General features: G+C 71.3%; 17 protein-coding genes. 5 read left to right on the forward strand and 12 right to left on the reverse strand.

Going from position 1 to position 18,889, the window contains the following annotated elements:
- Nucleotides 1–37: 37 nt before the first annotated feature.
- From QFZ71_RS06170 to QFZ71_RS06180, 3 genes are all read left to right on the forward strand, one after another.
- A complete protein-coding gene (locus QFZ71_RS06170) occupies nucleotides 38–1,375 on the forward strand; it encodes a DUF2252 domain-containing protein (protein WP_307667250.1) in 1,338 nt (445 codons plus the stop codon).
- A gap of 94 nt (nucleotides 1,376–1,469) precedes the next feature.
- Nucleotides 1,470–2,195, forward strand: a complete 726-nt coding sequence (locus QFZ71_RS06175; RefSeq protein ID WP_307667251.1) for a hypothetical protein — start codon at nucleotides 1,470–1,472, stop codon at nucleotides 2,193–2,195.
- A 64-nt stretch (nucleotides 2,196–2,259) separates the two neighbouring features.
- Nucleotides 2,260–3,075 carry a DsbA family protein gene (locus QFZ71_RS06180; RefSeq protein ID WP_307667252.1) on the forward strand — a complete coding sequence of 272 codons (816 nt, stop codon included), beginning with the start codon at nucleotides 2,260–2,262 and terminating at the stop codon, nucleotides 3,073–3,075.
- Between the two features lie 84 nt (nucleotides 3,076–3,159).
- On the opposite strand, the gene QFZ71_RS06185 is transcribed toward QFZ71_RS06180, so the two are convergent.
- On the reverse strand, nucleotides 3,160–3,738 hold the full coding sequence (locus QFZ71_RS06185; protein ID WP_307671350.1) for a dienelactone hydrolase family protein: 579 nt from the start codon (nucleotides 3,736–3,738) through the stop codon (nucleotides 3,160–3,162).
- Between the two features lie 51 nt (nucleotides 3,739–3,789).
- Between QFZ71_RS06185 and QFZ71_RS06190 the strand changes: the two genes are divergently transcribed.
- A complete protein-coding gene (locus tag QFZ71_RS06190; protein WP_307667253.1) occupies nucleotides 3,790–4,929 on the forward strand; it encodes a mechanosensitive ion channel family protein in 1,140 nt (379 codons plus the stop codon).
- A gap of 47 nt (nucleotides 4,930–4,976) precedes the next feature.
- On the opposite strand, the gene QFZ71_RS06195 is transcribed toward QFZ71_RS06190, so the two are convergent.
- From QFZ71_RS06195 to QFZ71_RS06215, 5 genes are all read right to left on the reverse strand, one after another.
- Entirely contained in the window at nucleotides 4,977–6,563 is a 1,587-nt protein-coding gene (locus tag QFZ71_RS06195; RefSeq protein ID WP_307667254.1) for a Na+/H+ antiporter, read from the reverse strand.
- Between the two features lie 108 nt (nucleotides 6,564–6,671).
- Nucleotides 6,672–7,157, reverse strand: coding sequence for a GNAT family N-acetyltransferase (locus QFZ71_RS06200; protein ID WP_307667255.1), 486 nt, complete (start codon nucleotides 7,155–7,157; stop codon nucleotides 6,672–6,674).
- Entirely contained in the window at nucleotides 7,154–8,095 is a 942-nt protein-coding gene (locus QFZ71_RS06205; RefSeq protein ID WP_307667256.1) for an RluA family pseudouridine synthase, read from the reverse strand. The genes QFZ71_RS06200 and QFZ71_RS06205 overlap by 4 nt, the downstream gene beginning before the upstream one ends.
- Before the next feature lie 43 nt (nucleotides 8,096–8,138).
- Nucleotides 8,139–8,729: a signal peptidase II gene (lspA, locus tag QFZ71_RS06210; RefSeq protein ID WP_307667257.1), complete on the reverse strand. Its 591-nt coding sequence runs from the start codon at nucleotides 8,727–8,729 to the stop codon at nucleotides 8,139–8,141.
- Between the two features lie 59 nt (nucleotides 8,730–8,788).
- Entirely contained in the window at nucleotides 8,789–9,559 is a 771-nt protein-coding gene (locus QFZ71_RS06215) for a TraR/DksA C4-type zinc finger protein (RefSeq protein ID WP_307667258.1), read from the reverse strand.
- 555 nt (nucleotides 9,560–10,114) lie between these two features.
- Between QFZ71_RS06215 and ileS the strand changes: the two genes are divergently transcribed.
- Nucleotides 10,115–13,258: an isoleucine--tRNA ligase gene (ileS, locus tag QFZ71_RS06220; RefSeq protein ID WP_307667259.1), complete on the forward strand. Its 3,144-nt coding sequence runs from the start codon at nucleotides 10,115–10,117 to the stop codon at nucleotides 13,256–13,258.
- Between the two features lie 510 nt (nucleotides 13,259–13,768).
- On the opposite strand, the gene QFZ71_RS06225 is transcribed toward ileS, so the two are convergent.
- The 6 genes from QFZ71_RS06225 to ftsZ all read right to left on the reverse strand — a co-directional run bounded on the left by QFZ71_RS06225 (nucleotide 13,769) and on the right by ftsZ (nucleotide 18,799).
- Nucleotides 13,769–14,914, reverse strand: a complete 1,146-nt coding sequence (locus QFZ71_RS06225; protein ID WP_307667260.1) for a DivIVA domain-containing protein — start codon at nucleotides 14,912–14,914, stop codon at nucleotides 13,769–13,771.
- Nucleotides 14,915–14,963: 49 nt separating this feature from the next.
- A complete protein-coding gene (locus QFZ71_RS06230; RefSeq protein WP_006123846.1) occupies nucleotides 14,964–15,248 on the reverse strand; it encodes a YggT family protein in 285 nt (94 codons plus the stop codon).
- Nucleotides 15,249–15,339: 91 nt separating this feature from the next.
- A complete protein-coding gene (locus tag QFZ71_RS06235; protein WP_307667261.1) occupies nucleotides 15,340–15,981 on the reverse strand; it encodes a cell division protein SepF in 642 nt (213 codons plus the stop codon).
- Between the two features lie 125 nt (nucleotides 15,982–16,106).
- The gene (locus tag QFZ71_RS06240; RefSeq protein ID WP_307667262.1) at nucleotides 16,107–16,826 is read right to left on the reverse strand and encodes a YggS family pyridoxal phosphate-dependent enzyme; all 720 of its coding nucleotides are present in this window, start codon (nucleotides 16,824–16,826) and stop codon (nucleotides 16,107–16,109) included.
- A 6-nt stretch (nucleotides 16,827–16,832) separates the two neighbouring features.
- Nucleotides 16,833–17,573, reverse strand: a complete 741-nt coding sequence (pgeF, locus tag QFZ71_RS06245; RefSeq protein ID WP_307667263.1) for a peptidoglycan editing factor PgeF — start codon at nucleotides 17,571–17,573, stop codon at nucleotides 16,833–16,835.
- Nucleotides 17,570–18,799, reverse strand: a complete 1,230-nt coding sequence (gene ftsZ, locus QFZ71_RS06250) for a cell division protein FtsZ (protein WP_307667264.1) — start codon at nucleotides 18,797–18,799, stop codon at nucleotides 17,570–17,572. Before ftsZ ends, pgeF begins: the two co-directional genes overlap by 4 nt.
- Nucleotides 18,800–18,889 lie beyond the last annotated feature (90 nt).

The following is an 18,889-nucleotide window of genomic DNA, read 5'->3' on the forward strand; positions in this document are numbered from 1 at the left end:
GGTCCCGTACGCCAGCTACAGCAGGAGGCAGTCAGAGATGTCGGAGACGCAGACCGGCGCGGAGCAGCGCGGGGAGCAGATTCTCGCCGTTTTCGACACCGCCTTCGGGGAGCTGCTGGCCGCCGACCCGGCGGCCTTCCGGGTCAAGTTCCGCAAGATGGCGGGATCGGCCTTCGCCTTCTACCGGGGCACCGCCTGCCTGTTCTACGGCGATCTGGGGCGGGAGCGGCACGGCGGCCCGTACGTGGACGAGCGCACCGGCCGGGTGTGGATCCACGGCGATCTGCACGCGGAGAACTTCGGCACCTACATGGACGCCAACGGACGCCTCGTCTTCAACGTCAACGACTTCGACGAGGCGTACGTGGGCCCCTTCACCTGGGACCTGAAGCGGTTCGCCGCCTCCGTGGCGCTCATCGGGTACGCGAAGGCCCTGTCGGACGAGCAGATCACCGACCTGGTCGGGATCTACGCCGCCGCGTACCGCGAGCGGATCCGTGCCCTGGCGTCGGGCGCGAAGAACGACGAGGTGCCGCCGTTCACGCTGGACACCGCGGACGGCCCCCTGCTGGGCGCGCTGCGCGCGGCCCGGTCGCGCACCCGGTTCTCGCTGCTGGACTCGATGACGGTGATCCGGGACTTCGAGCGCCGCTTCGCCGAGGGCGGCGGGGCGATCGACCTGGACGCCGCGACGCGCTACAAGGTGCTCGCCGCCTTCGACGGCTATCTGGAGACGCTGCCGGAGTCGAGCCTGGCCCGCCCCGACTCCTACCGGGTCAAGGACGTGGTGGGCCGCCGGGGCATCGGGATCGGCTCCGCCGGTCTGCCCTCGTACAACATCCTGCTGGAGGGCAACAGCGACGCCCTGGAGAACGACGTCGTGATCTACCTCAAGCAGGCGCAGACCCCGGCGGTCTCCCGGCACATCACGGACGCCGCCGTGCGGGAGTACTTCCAGCACGAGGGGCACCGCACGGTGATCTCGCAGCGGGCGCTCCAGGCGCACGCGGACCCCTGGCTGGGCTGGACCGAGCTGGACGGGGCCGGCCAGCTGGTCGCCGAGGTCTCTCCGTACGCGGTCGACCTGGACTGGTCCGACATCGACGAGGTGGACGAGATCGCGGCGGTCGTGGCGGACCTGGGCCGGGCGACGGCCACGATGCACGCGGCGGCGGACGACGAGAGCGGGCACTCACTGGTGCCGTTCTCCACGGAGCGGGCGATCGACGCGGCGATCGCCGCCGACGAGGAGGGCTTCGCGCCGATGCTGGTCGACTTCGCCCACAGCTACGGGGCACGGGCCCGCACGGACCACCGGATCTTCGTGGACCTCTTCCGCAACGGGAGGATTCCGGGGCTGCGGGGGCCCGCCTGATCCGCGGGGCCGCCACGATGGGCCCCGGCCGCCCTGCGGACTCTCAGCCTCTTTTAAGGTCCGCTTACCTCGGCGCATGACACACTTTCCGGCGATGGACATCTCAGGGACGCAGCTCAGGGTCGCGCGCGCGGCGGTCTTCACCGCGCTCGTCGTCACCCTGTCCACGGCGTCCCATGTGCTGCTCTCCCGCGTCCCCCTGCCGCTGACCGCGGTCGCGCTGCTGGCAGCCGCGGTCTTCGCCGTGGCCTACGCGCTGGCCGGCCGGGAACGCGGCTTCGGCGCGATCGCGGGGCTGCTGGTCCCGCTGGAGCTGGCCGCCGACACGCTCTTCACCACGGGCCAGCACCTCTGTTACGGGGCGGCCGGTGGCCCGGTCGCGGGCCCGCTGCGCGCAGTGGGCTTCGACGTGCTGTGCGGCGGCGAGGTCGGCACGGGCGGCGCCCGGATCGCGGGCGTCGGCGCGGTGGGGACCCCGCTGGCCGACGTGGCCGGGGCGGGCGACCGCGCGGCGGCGCTGCTGGCCCATCCCGGTCCGGCCGTTCCGTGGCTGCTGCTCGTCGCGCATGTGGCGGTCGGGCTGCTCGCCGCGGCCTGGCTGCGGCGCGGCGAGGCGGCCCTCGCGGGGCTGGTGCGCACGGCGGCCCTGCTGGCGTTCCGGCCGCTCCTGACGGCGGTCGCGGTGGCCGGCGCGGGCGTCCGGTCCTCGGCCCGCCGCTCCCGGCCCGCCGGGCGGCCGTACCCGCCGGCGGCCACCCGTTTCCTCGTGCACTGCGTGGGGCGCAGGGGCCCGCCACCCGTGACGTACGCCGCTGCCTGAGAGCACGGCGGCGCGACGACGGCAGCACCCCTTCACGCCCCACACGCACCCACGGAGAACGATCATGAGCAAGCGCAACACCCAGGCGAACAAGGCTGCGGCCCGCGAGCGGCTGCGCGCCGAGCGCGAGCGCCAGGCCAAGAAGGACAAGACCCGCAAGCAGCTCGTCGTCGCGGGCTCGGTCGTCGCGGCCCTCGCCGTGATCGGCGGCATCAGCTTCGGCGTGATGCAGCTGAACAAGCCGGGCGCCTGGGAGGAGGCCGCCGACGCGAAGAACGTCACCGCGCCGAAGAACACCTCGGGCGAGGACGGCACCACCGTGGTGGTCGGCAAGCCGAGCGCGAAGAAGACGCTGGAGCTGTACGAGGACTCGCGCTGCCCGGTCTGCGCCACGTTCGAGCAGGGCGTCGGCGAGACCGTCTCGAAGGACGTCGAGGCCGGCAAGTACAAGGTCAGGTACGTCGGTGCGACCTTCATCGACAACACCGACAACGGCGAGGGCTCCAAGAACGCCCTGAGCGCGCTCGGCGCGGCGCTGGACGTGAGCCCCGAGGCGTTCATGGAGTACAAGGCCGCCCTGTACTCGGCGAAGTTCCACCCCGCGGAGAGCGACGACAAGTTCGCCAAGGACAGCTACCTGATCGAGGTGGCGGATTCGGTCGACGCGCTGAAGGGCAACGAGGACTTCCGGAAGAACGTCGAGGACGGCACGTACGACGCCTGGGCGATGAAGATGTCCAAGACGTTCGACAAGAGCGGGGTGCAGGGCACCCCGACCCTGATGATGGACGACAAGAAGATCACGGCCGAGGGCAGCGAGAACGCTCCGATGACGGCCGACGAGTTCACCAAGGCCATCGACAAGGCGCTCAAGGCGTAACGCCCTGCCGGGACTCCGTGGAACCCGGCGTTTCCGGGCGGTCCGACCGCCGGGGGACGCCGGGTTCCCGCGTTCTCCGCGCCTCTACAGCGTGGCCAGGAAACCGAGCGCGACCTTCCAGGTCTGCTCGGCGGCTGCCCGGTCGTAGTCGTGCCGGTCCGGATCGGTGAACAGGTGCCCGGCTCCGGGATAGCGGTAGATCTCCACGTCCGCGCCGGTGCGCTGCATCTGGAGGTACCAGCTGTTCAGCCAGTCGTGGGACTCGAAGGGGTCCGGGTCCGCGACGTGCAGCTGGACGGGCAGCTCGTCCACCGAGGCGTTCTCGGCGATGTCCGAGGTGCCGTGGAACAGCAGCAGTCCGCGGGCCTTCGCATCGCCGAGCGCCAGGGTCTGCGCGGTCGCCGCCCCGAAGGAGAAGCCGGCGTAGACGAGACCCTGGTCGGAGTAGGGCGCGGCGGCCAGCACGGCACGCCTGAGCAGCTCGTCCTTGCCGATCTCCTCCTTGTGGGCCATGCCCTCTTCCACCGTGTCGAAGGTGTGCCCCTCGAACAGATCGGGCACGCGCACCTCATGGCCGGCGTCCCTGAGGCGTGCGGCAGCCGCGTGCACGGCGGGCGTCAGCCCGTACGTCGAGTGGAAGAGCATGATGTTCATGAGGCCCATGGTGCCATTCGCACCCTTCATGGGCCGCCCTACCTCTGGGAGGACGAGCGAATGGAGAGCGTGCTGCGCCCGCTGATCGTCATCGGCGGTTCCGTGGTGGTCACGCTGCTGGTCGGCTGGGTGGTCGACCGGCTGCTGCGGCGGGCCGACAGCCGTCACCACGAGACCCCGCTGTGGGGCCTGCTGCGCCGCTGCCGGCCTCCGCTGCAGGTGGTGATCATCACGGCGCTGCTGCGCGGCAGCTACCGCCAGACGAGGATCGACTGGGTGTGGGAGCACCGGGCCGGGATCGGCCAGCTGCTGACCCTGGTGCTGATCGGCGCCTCGGCGTGGCTGGTGGTACGGATCGCGGCGACGGTCGTGGAGGCGAGTTACGCCCGGTACGCGACGGCCACCCGCGACCCGGCGCGGGTCCGCCGGGTCCGTACCCAGGTGACGCTGATCCAGCGGGTCGTCATAGCGATCGTCATGGTGGTCGCGATCGCCGCGATGCTCCTGACGTTCCCGCCGATGCGGGCGGTCGGGACGTCGATGCTGGCGTCGGCCGGTCTGCTCGGCATCGTCGCGGGTGTCGCCGCCCAGTCCACGCTCGGCAACCTCTTCGCCGGGCTCCAGATCGCGTTCGGCGACATGGTGCGGATCGGCGACACCGTGGTGGTGGACGGCGAGTGGGGCACGATCGACGAGATCACCCTGACGTTCCTGGCGGTTCGGACCTGGGACGAGCGGCGGATCACGATGCCGGTCTCGTACTTCACCAGCCAGCCGTTCGAGAACTGGTCGCGCGGCGGGGTGCAGATGACCGGCACGGTCTTCTTCCACCTCGACCACTCCGCTCCCGTCGCCGCGATGCGGGAGAAACTGCGCGACCTCCTCGGGGACATCGCCGCCTGGGACGGCCGGGACTGGTCGCTGGCGGTCACGGACACCACGCCGTCCACGATCCAGGTACGGGCCGTGGTCACGGCGAAGGACGCGGACGACATCTGGACGGTGCGGTGCGCGGTGCGCGAGCAGCTGATCGGCTGGCTGCGGGACCACCACCCGTACGCGCTGCCGCGGATCGCCACCGCGCCGGCCGTGCTGCCGCCGGGTGAGCAGTGGGCGGAGCTGACGGGCGCGGAAGGCAGGGCGAGCCGCAACGGGACCTCGTCGTCCGCCGACCCGGCCCCGCGCACGGGCCGCGGCTGACCGGCGCGGAGGGCGCCCGTCCGTCCCGACGGGCGGGAGCCCTCGGCTCACCGCAGTGAGCGCACGTCCAGGTACCGCAGCACCCGGTCCACGACCTCCGGGTCGGAGCCGGGCTCGCTGCGCGCGGAGAGCACCTCGTGGCGGGCGGCGGACATCATCTCGCGCTGGACCCGGCTGATGGCCTTGAAGCGCTTCGCCCGCTGCGCGTAGGCCTCGCGCCGCTCCTCGTCGACCATGTCGGGGCTGATCCGCGCCCCGATGTCGTACGCGGCGCGCTGGAGCCGCTCCAGCACGTCCTCGGGGAAGTCCTCGGCCTCCTGGATCTCCTTGAGGCGGCCTTTGGCGGCCTTGGCGGCCCGGATCGCGAGCTCCCGCTCCAGGGCCTCCTCGGCGGCGGTGTCGGCCCGGACCTTCAGCTTGCGCACCAGCCAGGGCAGGGTGAGCCCCTGGAAGACCAGGGTGACCATGATCACGGCGAAGGCGATGAAGATGATCTCGTCGCGGCCGGGGAAGGGCTGCCCGTCGTCGGTCTCCAGCGGGATCGCCAGCGCCAGGGCGACGGAGGCCACCCCGCGCATACCGGCCCACCACATCACGACGGTCTCGCGCCAGCTGGTGGGGATCTCCTCGCTGACGTCCCGCCGGGTGTGCAGCCGCTTGGCGAGCCAGGTCGCGGGCAGCAGCCACAGCAGCCGTACGCCGACGACGACGCCGACGATCACGAGTCCCCAGCCGACCATCTCCAGCGCGTGCCCGTCGGCGGTGCCGAACACGGTGTGCAGCTCCAGGCCGATCAGCCCGAAGGCCACCCCGGTGACCAGGGTGTCGACGATGTCCCAGAAGGTACGCCCGGTGAGCCGGCCCAGCACGTCGTCGGCGTCGGCGGTGTGCTCGGCGAGGAAGAGCGCGACGGTCAGGACGGCCAGCACGCCGGAGCCCATCAGCTCCTCCGCGAGGACGTAGGCGACGAAGGGCACCAGCAGGGTCAGGCCGACCTGGAGGGTGGCGTCGCCGAGCAGGTTCATCACCTTGATGGTGAGCCAGCCGAGCGCGAGCCCGACGACCACGGCGACGACGGCGGAGAGGACCAGCAGCCCGAACGCCTCGGGGAGCGAGAAGGTGCCGCCGACGGCGGCGGCGATGGCCACGTGGTAGAGCACGATGGCGGTCACGTCGTTGAAGAGGCCCTCGCCCTCCAGGATCGACACCAGACGGCGCGGCAGCCCCACCGAACCCGCCACGGCCGTCGCGGCGACCGGGTCGGGCGGGGCGACGAGCGCGCCGAGCGCGACGGCCGCGGCGATCTGCAGCCCCGGCACGATCGAGTGGGCGACCGCGGCGACGGCGGCCGTGGTGACGAAGACGAGCGCCACGGCCAGCAGGAAGATCGGGCGGCGGTTGGCGGCGAACTGCCGCCAGGAGGTGCGCTGCACCGTCGCGTAGAGCAGCGGTGGAAGCAGGGCGGGGAGGATGATCTCCGGCGGGATGTCGACGTTCGGCACGAACGGCATGAAGGCCATCGCGATGCCGGCGAGGGTCATCAGCACCGGCGCGGGCAGCCCGAGCCGGTCGCCCAGCGGCACCGTGACCACGGCTCCGAGCAGCAGCAGGAGCAGGAGGGACATCTGTTCCACGGAGGGCCTTCCGGAGCGTGCGGGTCCGGCGGGTCACAAGCGGCCGAACAGGGATCCACCCTGCCACGCCCGGTACGCGATTCGGGCGATACCCCCCTCTTCCGGCGCTCAGGCCGGGCGGATCTTCCGCCGCATGGCGCGGTGCGGCATGCCCGCGTCGGGGAACTCGGGGCCGTACGCGACGTATCCGAGCCGTTCGTAGAAGCCGAGGGCGTGGGTCTGGGCGTGCAGGTCGACGGCGGTCAGACCGAGCGTGCGCGCCTCGTCCTCGATGGCCCTCACCAGCGCCGCCCCGACCCCGAGGCCACGGGCCTCCCGGCCCACGGCAAGGCGGCCCAGCGAGCCGACGTCCGGGTCGCCGCCGGTCTTCCCGGCCGCGTCCGCGCCGTGCAGCAGCCGTCCGGTGCCGAGCGCGGTGCCGTCCGCCGCGACGGCCAGGACGTGCACCGCGGTCGCGTCGCAGGTGTCGTACTCCAGCTCCTCGGGCACGTTCTGCTCGCCGACGAAGACGTCCTTGCGGACCTGGAAGCAGGCCGCCAGCTCGCTCTCCTCGACGGCCCTGCGGACGGTGTACGGGGAGGGCGCGGACGTCACTGGCTCTCCGCCGCGATCACGTCGAGGGCGTGCTGGAGGTCGGCCGGATAGCCGCTGGAGAACTCCACCCAGCTTCCGTCGGCCGGGTGCTCGAAGCCCAGGCGGACGGCGTGCAGCCACTGCCGGGTCAGCCCGAGGCGCTTGGCCAGCGTGGGGTCCGCGCCGTAGGTCAGGTCGCCCACGCAGGGGTGGCGGTGGGCGGACATGTGGACCCGGATCTGGTGGGTGCGGCCGGTCTCCAGCTTGATGTCGAGGAGGCTGGCGGAGCGGTAGGCCTCGATCAGGTCGTAGTGGGTCACCGACGGCTTGCCCTCGGCGGTGACCGCCCACTTGTAGTCGTGGGTGGGGTGGCGTCCGATGGGGGCGTCGATGGTGCCGCTCATCGGGTCCGGGTGGCCCTGGACGAGCGCGTGGTACTTCTTCTCGACGACCCGGTCGCGGAACTGCGCCTTGAGCAGGGTGTAGGCCCGCTCGGACTTGGCGACGGCCATCAGGCCGGAGGTGCCGACGTCGAGGCGGTGGACGATGCCCTGGCGCTCGGCGGCGCCGGACGTCGAGATCCGGTAGCCGGCGGCGGCGAGGCCGCCGATGACGGTGGTGCCGGTCCAGCCGGGGCTGGGGTGGGCGGCGACGCCGACCGGCTTCACGATGACCACGATGTCGTCGTCGTCGTGGACGATCTCCATGCCCTCGACGGGCTCGGCGACGATCTGGACCGGCGGAGCGGCCTGCGGCATCTCCACCTCCAGCCAGGCGCCGCCGTGGACCCGCTCGGACTTCCCGGCCACCGAACCGTCCACCTGGACCTTCCCGGCGGCGGCCAGCTCGGCGGCCTTGGTGCGGGAGAAACCGAACATACGGGCGATGGCGGCGTCGACGCGCTCGCCCTCCAGGCCGTCCGGTACGGGCAGGGTGCGGATCTCGGGGTGCGTACTCACCTGTCGAGTATGCCTTGCGCGGAACGCCGCCCGCGCGGCCCGGTCAGTCCTTGTGGACGGTCCCGTCGGGGTCCAGCCCCTTGAAGGAGAGGATGACGATGAGGATGCCGCCGCACACGATGGCGGAGTCGGCCAGGTTGAACACGGCGAAGTGCTTGGGGGCGATGAAGTCCACCACCGCGCCCTCGAACACGCCGGGCGCCCGGAAGAGGCGGTCGGTGAGGTTGCCGAGCGCACCGCCCAGGAGGAGCCCCAGGGCGATGGCCCACGGCAGGCTGTGCAGCTTGCGGGCCAGCCGGACGATGACCACGATCACACCGGCGGCGATGATGGTGAAGATCACCGTGAACGCCTCGCCGAACCCGAACGCGGCGCCCGCGTTCCGGATCGCCCGGAACTGCAGCCAGTCCCCGATGATGTCGATCGGCGGCTGGTGCTCCAGCTTGGCGACCACGATCATCTTGGTGACCAGGTCCAGCAGATAGGCCACGACGGCCACGCTCAGCAGGACGAGGATCTTCCGCTTGCCCCGGCCCGCGTTCACGGCGGCGTCGGCGGCCGTGCTGCCGCCCTCGCCCGTGCCCTCGGCCTCGGGATCGTCCGGCGTACCGATGATGCGCTCCGCCTCTGCCACGTGAGTCCCTCAACCCTAGGTGCCTGCCTTCGGATGAGGGTACGACACACCTGTACGGATCAGCCGCGCCGCTCCTGCTTCTGCTTGTCCTCGACGCACAGGGTGGCCCGCGGGAACGCCTGCATCCGCGCCTTGCCGATCGGCTTGCCGCACACCTCGCAGAGCCCGTACGTCCCCGCCTCCAGCCGGGCCAGTGCCCGCTCGGTCTGCTCCAGCATCTCCTGGGCGTTGGCGGCCAGCGACAGCTCGTGCTCGCGGGTGATGTTCTTGGTGCCGGTGTCGGCCTCGTCGTCGCCCGCCCCGTCGCCGGAGTCCCGCATCAGCCCGGCCAGCGCCGCGCCGGACGCCTCCAGCTCGCTGCGGAGCCGCAGGATCTCGCTGGTCAGCAGGGTGCGCGCCTCGGTGACCTCGTCCGGCGTCCAGGGGTCCTCGCCGGGCCGGACGGCCAGCTCGTCGGGGGCGGCGGCGCGGGCCGGCGGCACAGGGGCCGTGGCCTGCGCACCTGCTGCGGAACGGCTCGCGCTCTTCTTGGCTACCACCGTGGGGGCTCCCATCTGCTCGGCGGCCGGGGCCGCCTCCGTGGCCGCCGGTGCGGCCTGCTCGCCGGCCGGCTTCGTACCGGCCGTCGTCCTCCGTGCCGCGGTCTTCTTCGCGGCCGTCCTCTTCGCCCCCGCCTTCTTGGCGGCGGCCTTCTTCGCGCTCCCGCCGGCCGTCTTCTTCGCGGCCTTCTTCGCCGTCCTCCTCGCGGGCCCGGCCGCTTCCCCGGCCGGTGGCTCGCGGGGGCCGTCGTGCTCGGCCGCGGTCTCGTCCGCCGTCTTCTTCGCCACCATGGCCGCGGCCCCTTCACATATTGTGATCTTGCACGCGAATCGTGCTGGGACGATAAATCGACTCCAGCCCCGCGGCAACGGGGCACGCCGCCCTCTCCCCCTCCCCCGCGTCCGGTCGTGGCGCACCTCCCACCGTTGTGCCCAGCTCACCGCCGGGTAATCCGGCTCGCGTGCCCCGTCCGCAGGTCCGCGCGCCCCGTCCCGCCACACGGGTCACGCCCGCGCGCCCGACAACCCGGTGGGCGCTCGCCCTACGGGCCCGTACACTGGCCCCAGCGAGAGGCATCGACGGGACGAGTAGCGCCGTACGCAGCCGTGAGCGACCCGGGGACGGTGGAAGCCCGGGGGCGAGCGCGTCGTGAAGATCACCCCGGAGCCGCCGGAAGAACACCCCGGACCGTGGATTCCACGGCACAGGGCCACTAGACCCGGCATCGCACCCCAATGAGGGGGCCACGGGCGCACGCCCGCGGCCAAGGAGGGTGGTACCGCGGGAGCCGAGACGCTCTCGTCCCTCCGACGGAAGTGGAAGACATCCGCCGGAGGAAGCCGCACATGACATCGCCGCAGTACCGCCAGGTACCCGCCCAGGTCGACCTGCCCGCGCTGGAGCACGCCGTGCTCGACTTCTGGCGCGAGAGCAAGGTCTTCGCCAAGAGCCTGGAGCAGTCCGAGGGCCGCCCCGAGTGGGTCTTCTACGAAGGCCCGCCCACCGCCAACGGCATGCCGGGCGCCCACCACATCGAGGCCCGCGTCTTCAAGGACGTCTTCCCCCGCTTCCGCACCATGCAGGGCTACCACGTGGGCCGCAAGGCGGGCTGGGACTGCCACGGCCTGCCGGTCGAGCTGGCGGTGGAGAAGGAGCTGGGCTTCAACGGCAAGAAGGACATCGAGGCGTTCGGCATCGCCGAGTTCAACGCCAAGTGCCGCGAGTCGGTGACCCGGCACACCGACGCCTTCGCCGAGCTGACGACCCGCATGGGCTACTGGGTCGACCTGGACGACGCATACCGCACGATGGACCCGGAGTACGTGGACTCCGTGTGGTGGTCGCTGAAGGAGATCTTCAAGAAGGACCTGCTGGTCCAGGACCACCGGGTCGCCCCCTGGTGCCCCCGCTGCGGCACCGGCCTGTCCGACCACGAGCTGGCCCAGGGGTACGAGACGGTCGTCGACCCCTCGGTCTTCGTCCGCTTCCCCCTGACATCGGGCCCGCTGGCCGGCGAGGCGTCGCTGCTGGTCTGGACGACCACGCCCTGGACCCTGGTCTCGAACACGGCGGTCGCCGCCCACCCCGACGTCCGCTACGTCGTCGCGACGGACGGCGAGGAGAAGCTCGTCGTCGCGGAACCACTGCTGGAGAAGGCGCTCGGCGTGGGCTGGGAGCCGACCGGCCTGTCGTTCACCGGCGCGGAGATGGAGCGCTGGAGCTACGAGCGCCCCTTCGCCCTGGTCGACTTCCCGGCGGAGGCGCACTACGTGGTCAACGCCGAGTACGTCACGACCGAGGACGGTACGGGTCTGGTCCACCAGTCCCCCGCGTTCGGCGCCGACGACCTCGTGGTCTGCCGCTCCTACGGCCTCCCGGTGGTCAACCCGGTCCGCCCGGACGGCACCTTCGAGGAGAACCTGCCGCTGGTCGGCGGCGTCTTCTTCAAGAAGGCGGACGAGACGCTCGCCGCGGACCTGGACGCGCGCGGCAAGCTCTTCCGCCACGTTCCGTACGAGCACAGCTACCCGCACTGCTGGCGCTGCCACACGGCACTGCTCTACTACGCGCAGCCGTCCTGGTACATCCGGACGACGGCCGTCAAGGACCGGCTGCTCCAGGAGAACGAGAAGACCAACTGGTTCCCGGAATCGGTGAAGAACGGCCGTTTCGGCGACTGGCTGAACAACAACGTCGACTGGGCGCTGTCCCGCAACCGCTACTGGGGCACGCCGCTGCCGGTCTGGCGCTGCGAGGACAACCACCTGACGTGCGTGGGCTCGCGCGCCGAACTGACGGAGCTGACGGGCAGGGACCAGTCGTCCCTCGACCCCCACCGCCCGTTCATCGACGAGATCACCTTCACCTGCACGCACGAGAACTGCCAGCTGGAGGCGTACCGCGTCCCGGAGGTCATCGACGCCTGGTACGACTCGGGTTCGATGCCGTTCGCGCAGTGGGGCTACCCGTACAAGAACAAGGAAGTCTTCGAGAGCCGCTACCCGGCGCAGTTCATCTCGGAGGCCATCGACCAGACCCGCGGCTGGTTCTACACGCTGATGGCGGTCGGCACCCTGGTCTTCGACAAGTCGTCGTACGAGAACGTGGTCTGCCTGGGCCACATCCTCGCCGAGGACGGCCGCAAGATGTCCAAGCACCTGGGCAACATCCTCCAGCCGATCCCGCTGATGGACCAGCACGGGGCGGACGCGGTGCGGTGGTTCATGGCCGCGGGCGGCTCCCCGTGGGCGGCGCGCCGGGTGGGCCACGGCACCATCCAGGAGGTCGTCCGCAAGACGCTCCTGACGTACTGGAACACGGTCGCCTTCCAGGCCCTCTACGCGCGGACCTCCGGCTGGGCGCCTTCCGGGGCCGACCCGGCCCCGGCGGACCGCACGGTCCTGGACCGCTGGCTGCTGAGCGAACTCAACGCGCTGGTGGACCAGATGACGGTGGCGCTGGAGAGCTACGACACCCAGCGCGCCGGCAAGCTGCTCTCGGCGTTCGTGGACGACCTCTCCAACTGGTACGTACGCCGCTCGCGCCGCCGCTTCTGGCAGGGCGACAAGGCGGCGCTGCGCACGCTGCACGAGGTGGTCGAGACGGTCACGCGGCTGATGGCCCCGCTGGTGCCGTTCATCACCGAGCGGGTCTGGCAGGATCTGGTCGTCCCGGTCACGCCGGACGCCCCGGAGTCGGTCCACCTGTCGTCGTGGCCCACGGCGGACGTCTCGGCGGTCGATCCGGCGCTCTCCTCCCAGATGGCGCTGGTGCGCCGCCTGGTGGAGCTGGGCCGGGCCACGCGCGCCGAGTCGGGGGTGAAGACCCGTCAGCCGCTGTCCCGCGCGCTGGTGGCGGCGAGCGGCTTCGAGGCGCTCTCTCCCGAACTGCGCGCCCAGATCACGGAGGAGCTGAACGTCACCTCCCTGGCGTCGCTCTCCGAGGTCGGCGGCTCGCTGGTCGACACGACGGCGAAGGCCAACTTCCGCGCCCTGGGCAAGCGGTTCGGCAAGGGCGTCCAGGCAGTGGCCAAGGCCGTGGCGAACGCGGACGCGGCAGCGCTCTCCCTGGCCCTGCGCGACGGTACGGCGTCGGTGGAGGTGGAGGGCGAGCGGATCACCCTGGCCCCCGACGAGGTCATCATCACGGAGACCCCGCGCGAGGGCTGGTCGGTCGCCTCCGACTCGGGCGCGACGGTCGCCCTGGACCTGGAGATCACGCCGGAGCTGCGCCGCGCGGGCCTGGCCCGTGACGCGATCCGCCTGATCCAGGAGGCCCGCAAGAACAGCGGCCTGGACGTGGCGGACCGTATCGCCGTCCGCTGGACCTCGACGTCCCCCGCGACGGTCGAGGCCCTCACCGAGCACGCCCCCCTCATCTCCGAGGAGGTGCTCGCCCCGGACTACGCGCAGGGCGAGGCCGACGAGACGTACGGCGAGCCCTTCGAGGACGAGGGCCTGGCGCTCACGTTCCGCCTGCGCAAGCGGTAGGGGCTGCCCGCAGGACCGGAGGGGCCCGCCGGAATCCGTTCCGGCGGGCCCCTCCGCGTACCCGGCTCAATGGCCCCGCCCTCGAACCCCCGCGCCTCGAACGCCGAGAGGCTGGAACATACAGCCCCTCCGGTGCTTGGGGAGCGGGGTCCGGGGCAGCGCCCTGGCTCCAGCCCCTTCCGACACTTGGGGAGCAGGGTCCGGGGCAGCGCCCTACCCCCCAGCCCCTCGGGCGCTTGAGGAGGGAGACCCGGCGCCGAGCCCTACCCCCCTCCAGCCCCTCCGGCGCGTGAGGAGCGGGGTCCGGGGCAGCGCCCCGGTTTCGGGAAGGGGCGGGTAGGGGAAGCAGCTCGCCGCAGGCGCCCCACCCCCCGGCCCGCTCCCACCCCCCGGCCCTGCCCTCGCCCACAACAGCCGCCCGCCCACGGCAAAGGGCCGGGCCCCGGGGAAAACCCCGGGGCCCGGCCCTTCAGCCTGCCGACGGCTACGCGCTCAGCGAGCGCGCTCCGCTCAGTTGTCGTCCTCGTCGATCAGGAATCCCCGCATCGGCGACGGCGCCTGCTGCATCGGCTGCGGCGCCTGCGGCCGCACCGGAGCCATCGGCTGCGTCATCGCGGGCGACATCTGCTGCTGCCCGCCGTAGGACGGCGCACCGCCCATGGACTGGCCGCCGCCCATCTGCTGGCCGCTGTGACCACCGTGGCTGGAGCTGCCCATGGAGTGACCCATCGCACCCGCACCGGCCGGGGCCAGCGAGGGGGACGGCGGCAGCGAAGCCGTCGCCGGGGTCCGCGGCGGAGCGAGCGAGTCGTCCGCCTGGGTCTCCAGCTGACGCAGCTGGCTCTCCAGGTAGGACTTCAGCCGCGTGCGGTACTCGCGCTCGAAGCCGCGCAGGTCCTCGACCTTGCGCTCCAGCGTCGCGCGGGCCGACTCCAGCGAGCCCATCGCCACGCGGTGCTTCTCCTGCGCGTCCCGCTCCAGGGCGTCCGCCTTGGCACGGGCGTCCCGCTCCAGTCCCTCGGCGCGGCTGCGCGCCTCGCCGACGATCTTGTTGGCCTCGGAACGGGCCTCCGCGATCGCCTGGTCGGCGGTCTGCTGCGCCAGCGAGAGGACACGGGCGGCGCTGTCGCCACCGGGGCCCTGCTGCTGCATCTGCGGCGGCTGCATCTGCTGCTGCATCTGCTGCTGGGGGTGCTGACCCATGGGGCCGCCCATCGGGCCACCCATGGGACCGCCCTGCATCGGGCCGGGGCCGTGCGGGCCCTGCGGACCGGGACCGTGGCCACCCTGGGGGCCATGGCCACTGGGACCTGCGGGCAGCTGCGGCGCGCCACCGGGCAGCTGGGGCGGACCCATCTGCGGTTGCTGCTGCTGCTGCGGCGGTCCCGATATGGCGGCGGGCACGGGGGCCCCCGGCCGGTCCTGCGGCTCCGGAGCCTTGCGCATACCCTGCTGCTGTTGCTGCTGCTGGTTCTGCGCGGCGGCACGCGTCGCGGCGGCCAGCTTGGCACGCAGGTCCTCGTTCTCACGGAGCAGACGGGTCAGCTCCGATTCGACCTCGTCGAGAAAGGCATCGACCTCGTCCTCGTCATAGCCTTCTCGGAGGCGGACGGTCGTGAACTGCTTGTTCCGCACGTCCTCAGGGGTCAACGGCATCTCTTCTTCACCTCTACGTAGTCGTCGGCAGTCGGCAAGACCGTATCGCTCACAACCTGACCACAACGCTGATCAGGATGTAGACGATGATCATCAGAACGAAGAAGGACAGGTCGAGTGCCACGCCCCCGAGACGCAGCGGCGGGATGAACCGCCGCAGAAGCTTGAGCGGTGGATCGGTGACCGTGTAGGTGGCCTCCAGAACGACCACCATCGCCTTGCCGGGCTGCCATGAACGTGCGAACTGGAAGACGTAGTCCATGACCAGCCGGAAGATCAGCACGATGAGGAAACACATCAGCGCGATATAGACCACATCCAGTGCGACGCCCATGTCTCGCGCTTCCCTCTCCCCTGGCTCTCGTCAGCTCCGGCCTCGCGGCCGGCACCGGCCTCTCGGCCGGGTCGTTCCCGGTGTCGTGTTCTCAGCTCTGGTTGAAGAATCCGCCCTCTGCGATGCGGGCCTTGTCCTCCGCCGTGACATCGACGTTAGCAGGCGACAACAGGAACACCTTCTGCGTCACGCGCTCAATGCTGCCATGGAGACCGAAGACGAGTCCCGCGGCAAAGTCGACAAGTCGCTTCGCGTCCGTATCGTCCATCTCCGTGAGATTCATGATCACCGGAGTGCCCTCACGGAAGTGTTCCCCGATGGTACGGGCCTCGTTGTAGGTCCTGGGATGCAGCGTGGTGATGCGGTACGGCTCCCGCTCGGACACGACCTTGGGCATGATCACCGGTGCGTTCTTCTCCATGTTCGGGCGTTCAGGTGTGATGGATGCCACGGGTGCGATCCGGGCGGGTCGCACGCTTTCCGCGGGGAGCTGAACCGGCTCCCGCGGGGCGGGAGGTTGCACCACTCGTACCGGTTCGTCCCTTTCGCGCTCACGCTCACGTTCGCGCTCCCGGTCCCGCTCCACCTGGTGCGGGGGCTGGTGCCGCCGCCGGTCGCGCTCGGGCTCCGGCTCAGGTTCGAATTCGTCGTCGGGGTCGAACCCCGGACCGTCGTACCCATCGTCCTCCACGAGGCCGAGGTAGACCGCCATCTTGCGCATCGCGCCGGCCATGCTCCGAGTCCTCCGCTCTGTGATGGATCGGCATTCGTCACCAAGTGCCCGCGATCCACGGTGGCCTGCCCGCCAAGAGCGGGAATGACCATATTTTCTGCTGTGGTCCGACCTGCTCCGCGACGTTACCCGAGCCGGGGTCGGACTCCGAGTACCGCCGTACCGACGCGTACATGTGTCGCCCCGGCCGCCACCGCGTCCTCCAAGTCCCCGCTCATACCTGCGGAGACCATGTTCGCAGCCGGATGACCGGCGCGCAGGCGGGACGAGATTTCCATCAGCCGCTCGAACGCGGCCCGTTGCCGCCCGGCGTACTCACCGGCCAGCGGAGCCACGGTCATCAGACCGTCGAGCCGGAGTCCTGGGGCCTCGGCGATCGCGGCCGCCAACTCCTCGGCCCCGTCCGGCGCGACGCCGCCGCGCTCACCGCGCGCGCCGCTCTCGGCGTCCAGGGCCACCTGGATCAGGCAGCCGAGTTCGCGTTCACCGCGCACCGCGGCGGCGGAGAGCGCGGTGACCAGCTTGAGACGATCCACCGACTGCACGATATCGGCATAACTGGTCACAGAACGAACCTTGTTCGTCTGGAGTTGTCCGACAAAGTGCCATGTCAGCGACAGATCCGCACAAGCGGTGGCTTTGGGGGCGGCATCCTGGTCACGATTCTCCGCGACATGGCGCACACCGAGTTCCCGCAGGATCCGCACATCGCTCGCGGGATAGGTCTTGGTGACCACGACGAGGGTCACGTCCTCACGCTTGCGACCGGCCGCCGCACAGGAGGAGGCGATCCTTTCCTCCACGTGCGCGAGATTCGCGGCGAGTTGAGCCTTACGGTCCGTCATGCCCTATCAGTCCAACCAGACATATCCGGCGAGCCGCCCGGTGATGCGGTCGCGTCGGTACGAGAAGTGGTCGCCCGATTCGAGGGTGCAGTACGGCGAGGAGTGCCGGTCCGTGACCCCCAGGGCGTCGAGCTGCGCGTGCACCCCTGCGGTGACGTCGACCGCCGGAGTGCCCCAGCTCGTCTCGGACCAGGTGCCCGGAACCGTTTCGGCGACCTCGGCACGCATCGCCTCCGGCACCTCGTAACACCGACCGCAGACGGCCGGTCCGGTGTGCGCGGTGATCCGGGAGGGTTGTGCGCCGAGCGCGACCATGGCCTCGACCGCGGCCGGCACGACTCCGGCGACCAGTCCCGGCCGCCCGGCGTGCGCCGCCCCGACGACTCCGGCGGCCGGATCGGCGAGCAGGACGGGCGTGCAGTCGGCGGTGAGGACCGCGAGCGGCAGCCCGCGCCGGGCGGTCACCACCGCGTCCACCGCCGGAATCTCCGCGTCCGCTCCCCAGGGCCCGTCCACCACGGCGACGTCCCGGCCGTGCACCTGGTTCATCCAGACGACCAGGGCCGGATCGATGCCGAGGTCACGGGCGGCACGCTCCCGGTTCGCGCCGACGGCGGCGGGGTCGTCTCCGACCGCGCCGCCGAGGTTGAGCTCACCGTACGGAGCGGCGCTCACCCCGCCCCACCGGTCGGTGAAGGCGAAGTGAGCGCTGCCCGTGACGGCCACCGCCCGGTGCTGCCCTATCACTTCAAGAAGTCCGGTACGTCCAGCTCTTCGGCCTGGGTGTCCTGGTAGGGACGGGCCGTCGGGACGTGCGGCGGGGAGACGGGCGGCAGCGTGCTCTCGCTCGCGGCCGGCGCGGGGGCGGGCTGCTCGGCCGGGGCCGGGCTCTCCTCGCGCGGCGGTACGGAGCCGAGTCCGCCCACCGGGCGCACCGGCTCCGGGGTGGAGGACCTGACCGGGGCGGCCGGCTCCTCCCGCTTGGCGCTGTTCGCGCCGAGCACGTTCTCCCGGCGGGCCGGCGGCTGTCCGCCGTCGAAGCCCGCGGCGATCACGGTGACCCGTACCTCGTCGCCCAGGGCGTCGTCGATGACGGCGCCGAAGATGATGTTGGCCTCGGGGTGGGCCGCCTCGCTCACCAGCTGGGCGGCCTCGTTGATCTCGAAGAGGCCGAGGTCGCTGCCGCCGGAGATGGAGAGCAGGACCCCGCGGGCGCCGTCGATGGAGGCTTCCAGGAGCGGCGAGGAGATCGCCATCTCGGCCGCCGCCACCGCACGGTCGTCGCCGCGCGCCGAGCCGATGCCCATGAGCGCCGATCCGGCCTCGGACATGACCGACTTGACGTCGGCGAAGTCGAGGTTGATCAGACCGGGGGTGGTGATGAGGTCGGTGATGCCCTGGACGCCCGAGAGCAGCACCTGGTCGGCCGACTTGAACGCGTCGAGGACGCTGACCTGGCGGTCCGAGATGGACAGCAGGCGGTCGTTGGGAATGACGATGAGGGTGTCGACCTCTTCGCGGAGCTCGGCGATGCCGTCCTCCGCCTGGTTCGCGCGCCGCCGGCCCTCGAAGGTGAACGGGCGGGTGACCACACCGATCGTCAGGGCGCCGAGCGAGCGTGCGATGTTGGCGACGACGGGTGCGCCGCCGGTGCCGGTGCCGCCGCCTTCTCCGGCGGTGACGAAGACCATGTCGGCCCCCTTGAGGACCTCCTCGATCTCCTCACGGTGGTCCTCTGCCGCCTTACGACCGACGGCCGGGTTCGCCCCGGCGCCGAGGCCCCGGGTGAGTTCACGGCCGACGTCGAGCTTGACGTCGGCGTCGCTCATCAACAGGGCTTGCGCGTCCGTGTTGATCGCGATGAACTCGACGCCCTTGAGACCGACCTCGATCATTCGGTTGATGGCATTGACACCACCGCCGCCGACACCGATGACCTTGATGACTGCGAGGTAGTTCTGCGGTGCTGCCACGTCGAAGGCCTCTCGCCTCGAGTTACGTGTCGTCGCTCTGCGGTGGCCCCGCGGCGACGACTGATGTCGATGGGGACGGTCCGAACGCCG

The sequence above is a fragment of the Streptomyces sp. V2I9 genome, assembly GCF_030817475.1.
Lineage (GTDB): Bacteria > Actinomycetota > Actinomycetes > Streptomycetales > Streptomycetaceae > Streptomyces.

Excerpts from the sequence above, each read along its gene's own strand:
- QFZ71_RS06215 (WP_307667258.1), bottom strand. The coding sequence starts at position 9,559 with ATGGTGGCGAAGAAGACGGCGGACGAGACCGCGGCCGAGCACGACGGC.
- QFZ71_RS06175 (WP_307667251.1), top strand. The coding sequence starts at position 1,470 with ATGGACATCTCAGGGACGCAGCTCAGGGTCGCGCGCGCGGCGGTCTTC.
- QFZ71_RS06190 (WP_307667253.1), top strand. The coding sequence starts at position 3,790 with ATGGAGAGCGTGCTGCGCCCGCTGATCGTCATCGGCGGTTCCGTGGTG.
- QFZ71_RS06235 (WP_307667261.1), bottom strand. The coding sequence starts at position 15,981 with ATGGCCGGCGCGATGCGCAAGATGGCGGTCTACCTCGGCCTCGTGGAG.
- QFZ71_RS06225 (WP_307667260.1), bottom strand. The coding sequence starts at position 14,914 with ATGCCGTTGACCCCTGAGGACGTGCGGAACAAGCAGTTCACGACCGTC.
- QFZ71_RS06230 (WP_006123846.1), bottom strand. The coding sequence starts at position 15,248 with ATGGGCGTCGCACTGGATGTGGTCTATATCGCGCTGATGTGTTTCCTC.
- QFZ71_RS06170 (WP_307667250.1), top strand. The coding sequence starts at position 38 with ATGTCGGAGACGCAGACCGGCGCGGAGCAGCGCGGGGAGCAGATTCTC.
- QFZ71_RS06180 (WP_307667252.1), top strand. The coding sequence starts at position 2,260 with ATGAGCAAGCGCAACACCCAGGCGAACAAGGCTGCGGCCCGCGAGCGG.
- ileS (WP_307667259.1), top strand. The coding sequence starts at position 10,115 with ATGACATCGCCGCAGTACCGCCAGGTACCCGCCCAGGTCGACCTGCCC.
- QFZ71_RS06240 (WP_307667262.1), bottom strand. The coding sequence starts at position 16,826 with ATGACGGACCGTAAGGCTCAACTCGCCGCGAATCTCGCGCACGTGGAG.
- QFZ71_RS06185 (WP_307671350.1), bottom strand. The coding sequence starts at position 3,738 with ATGGGCCTCATGAACATCATGCTCTTCCACTCGACGTACGGGCTGACG.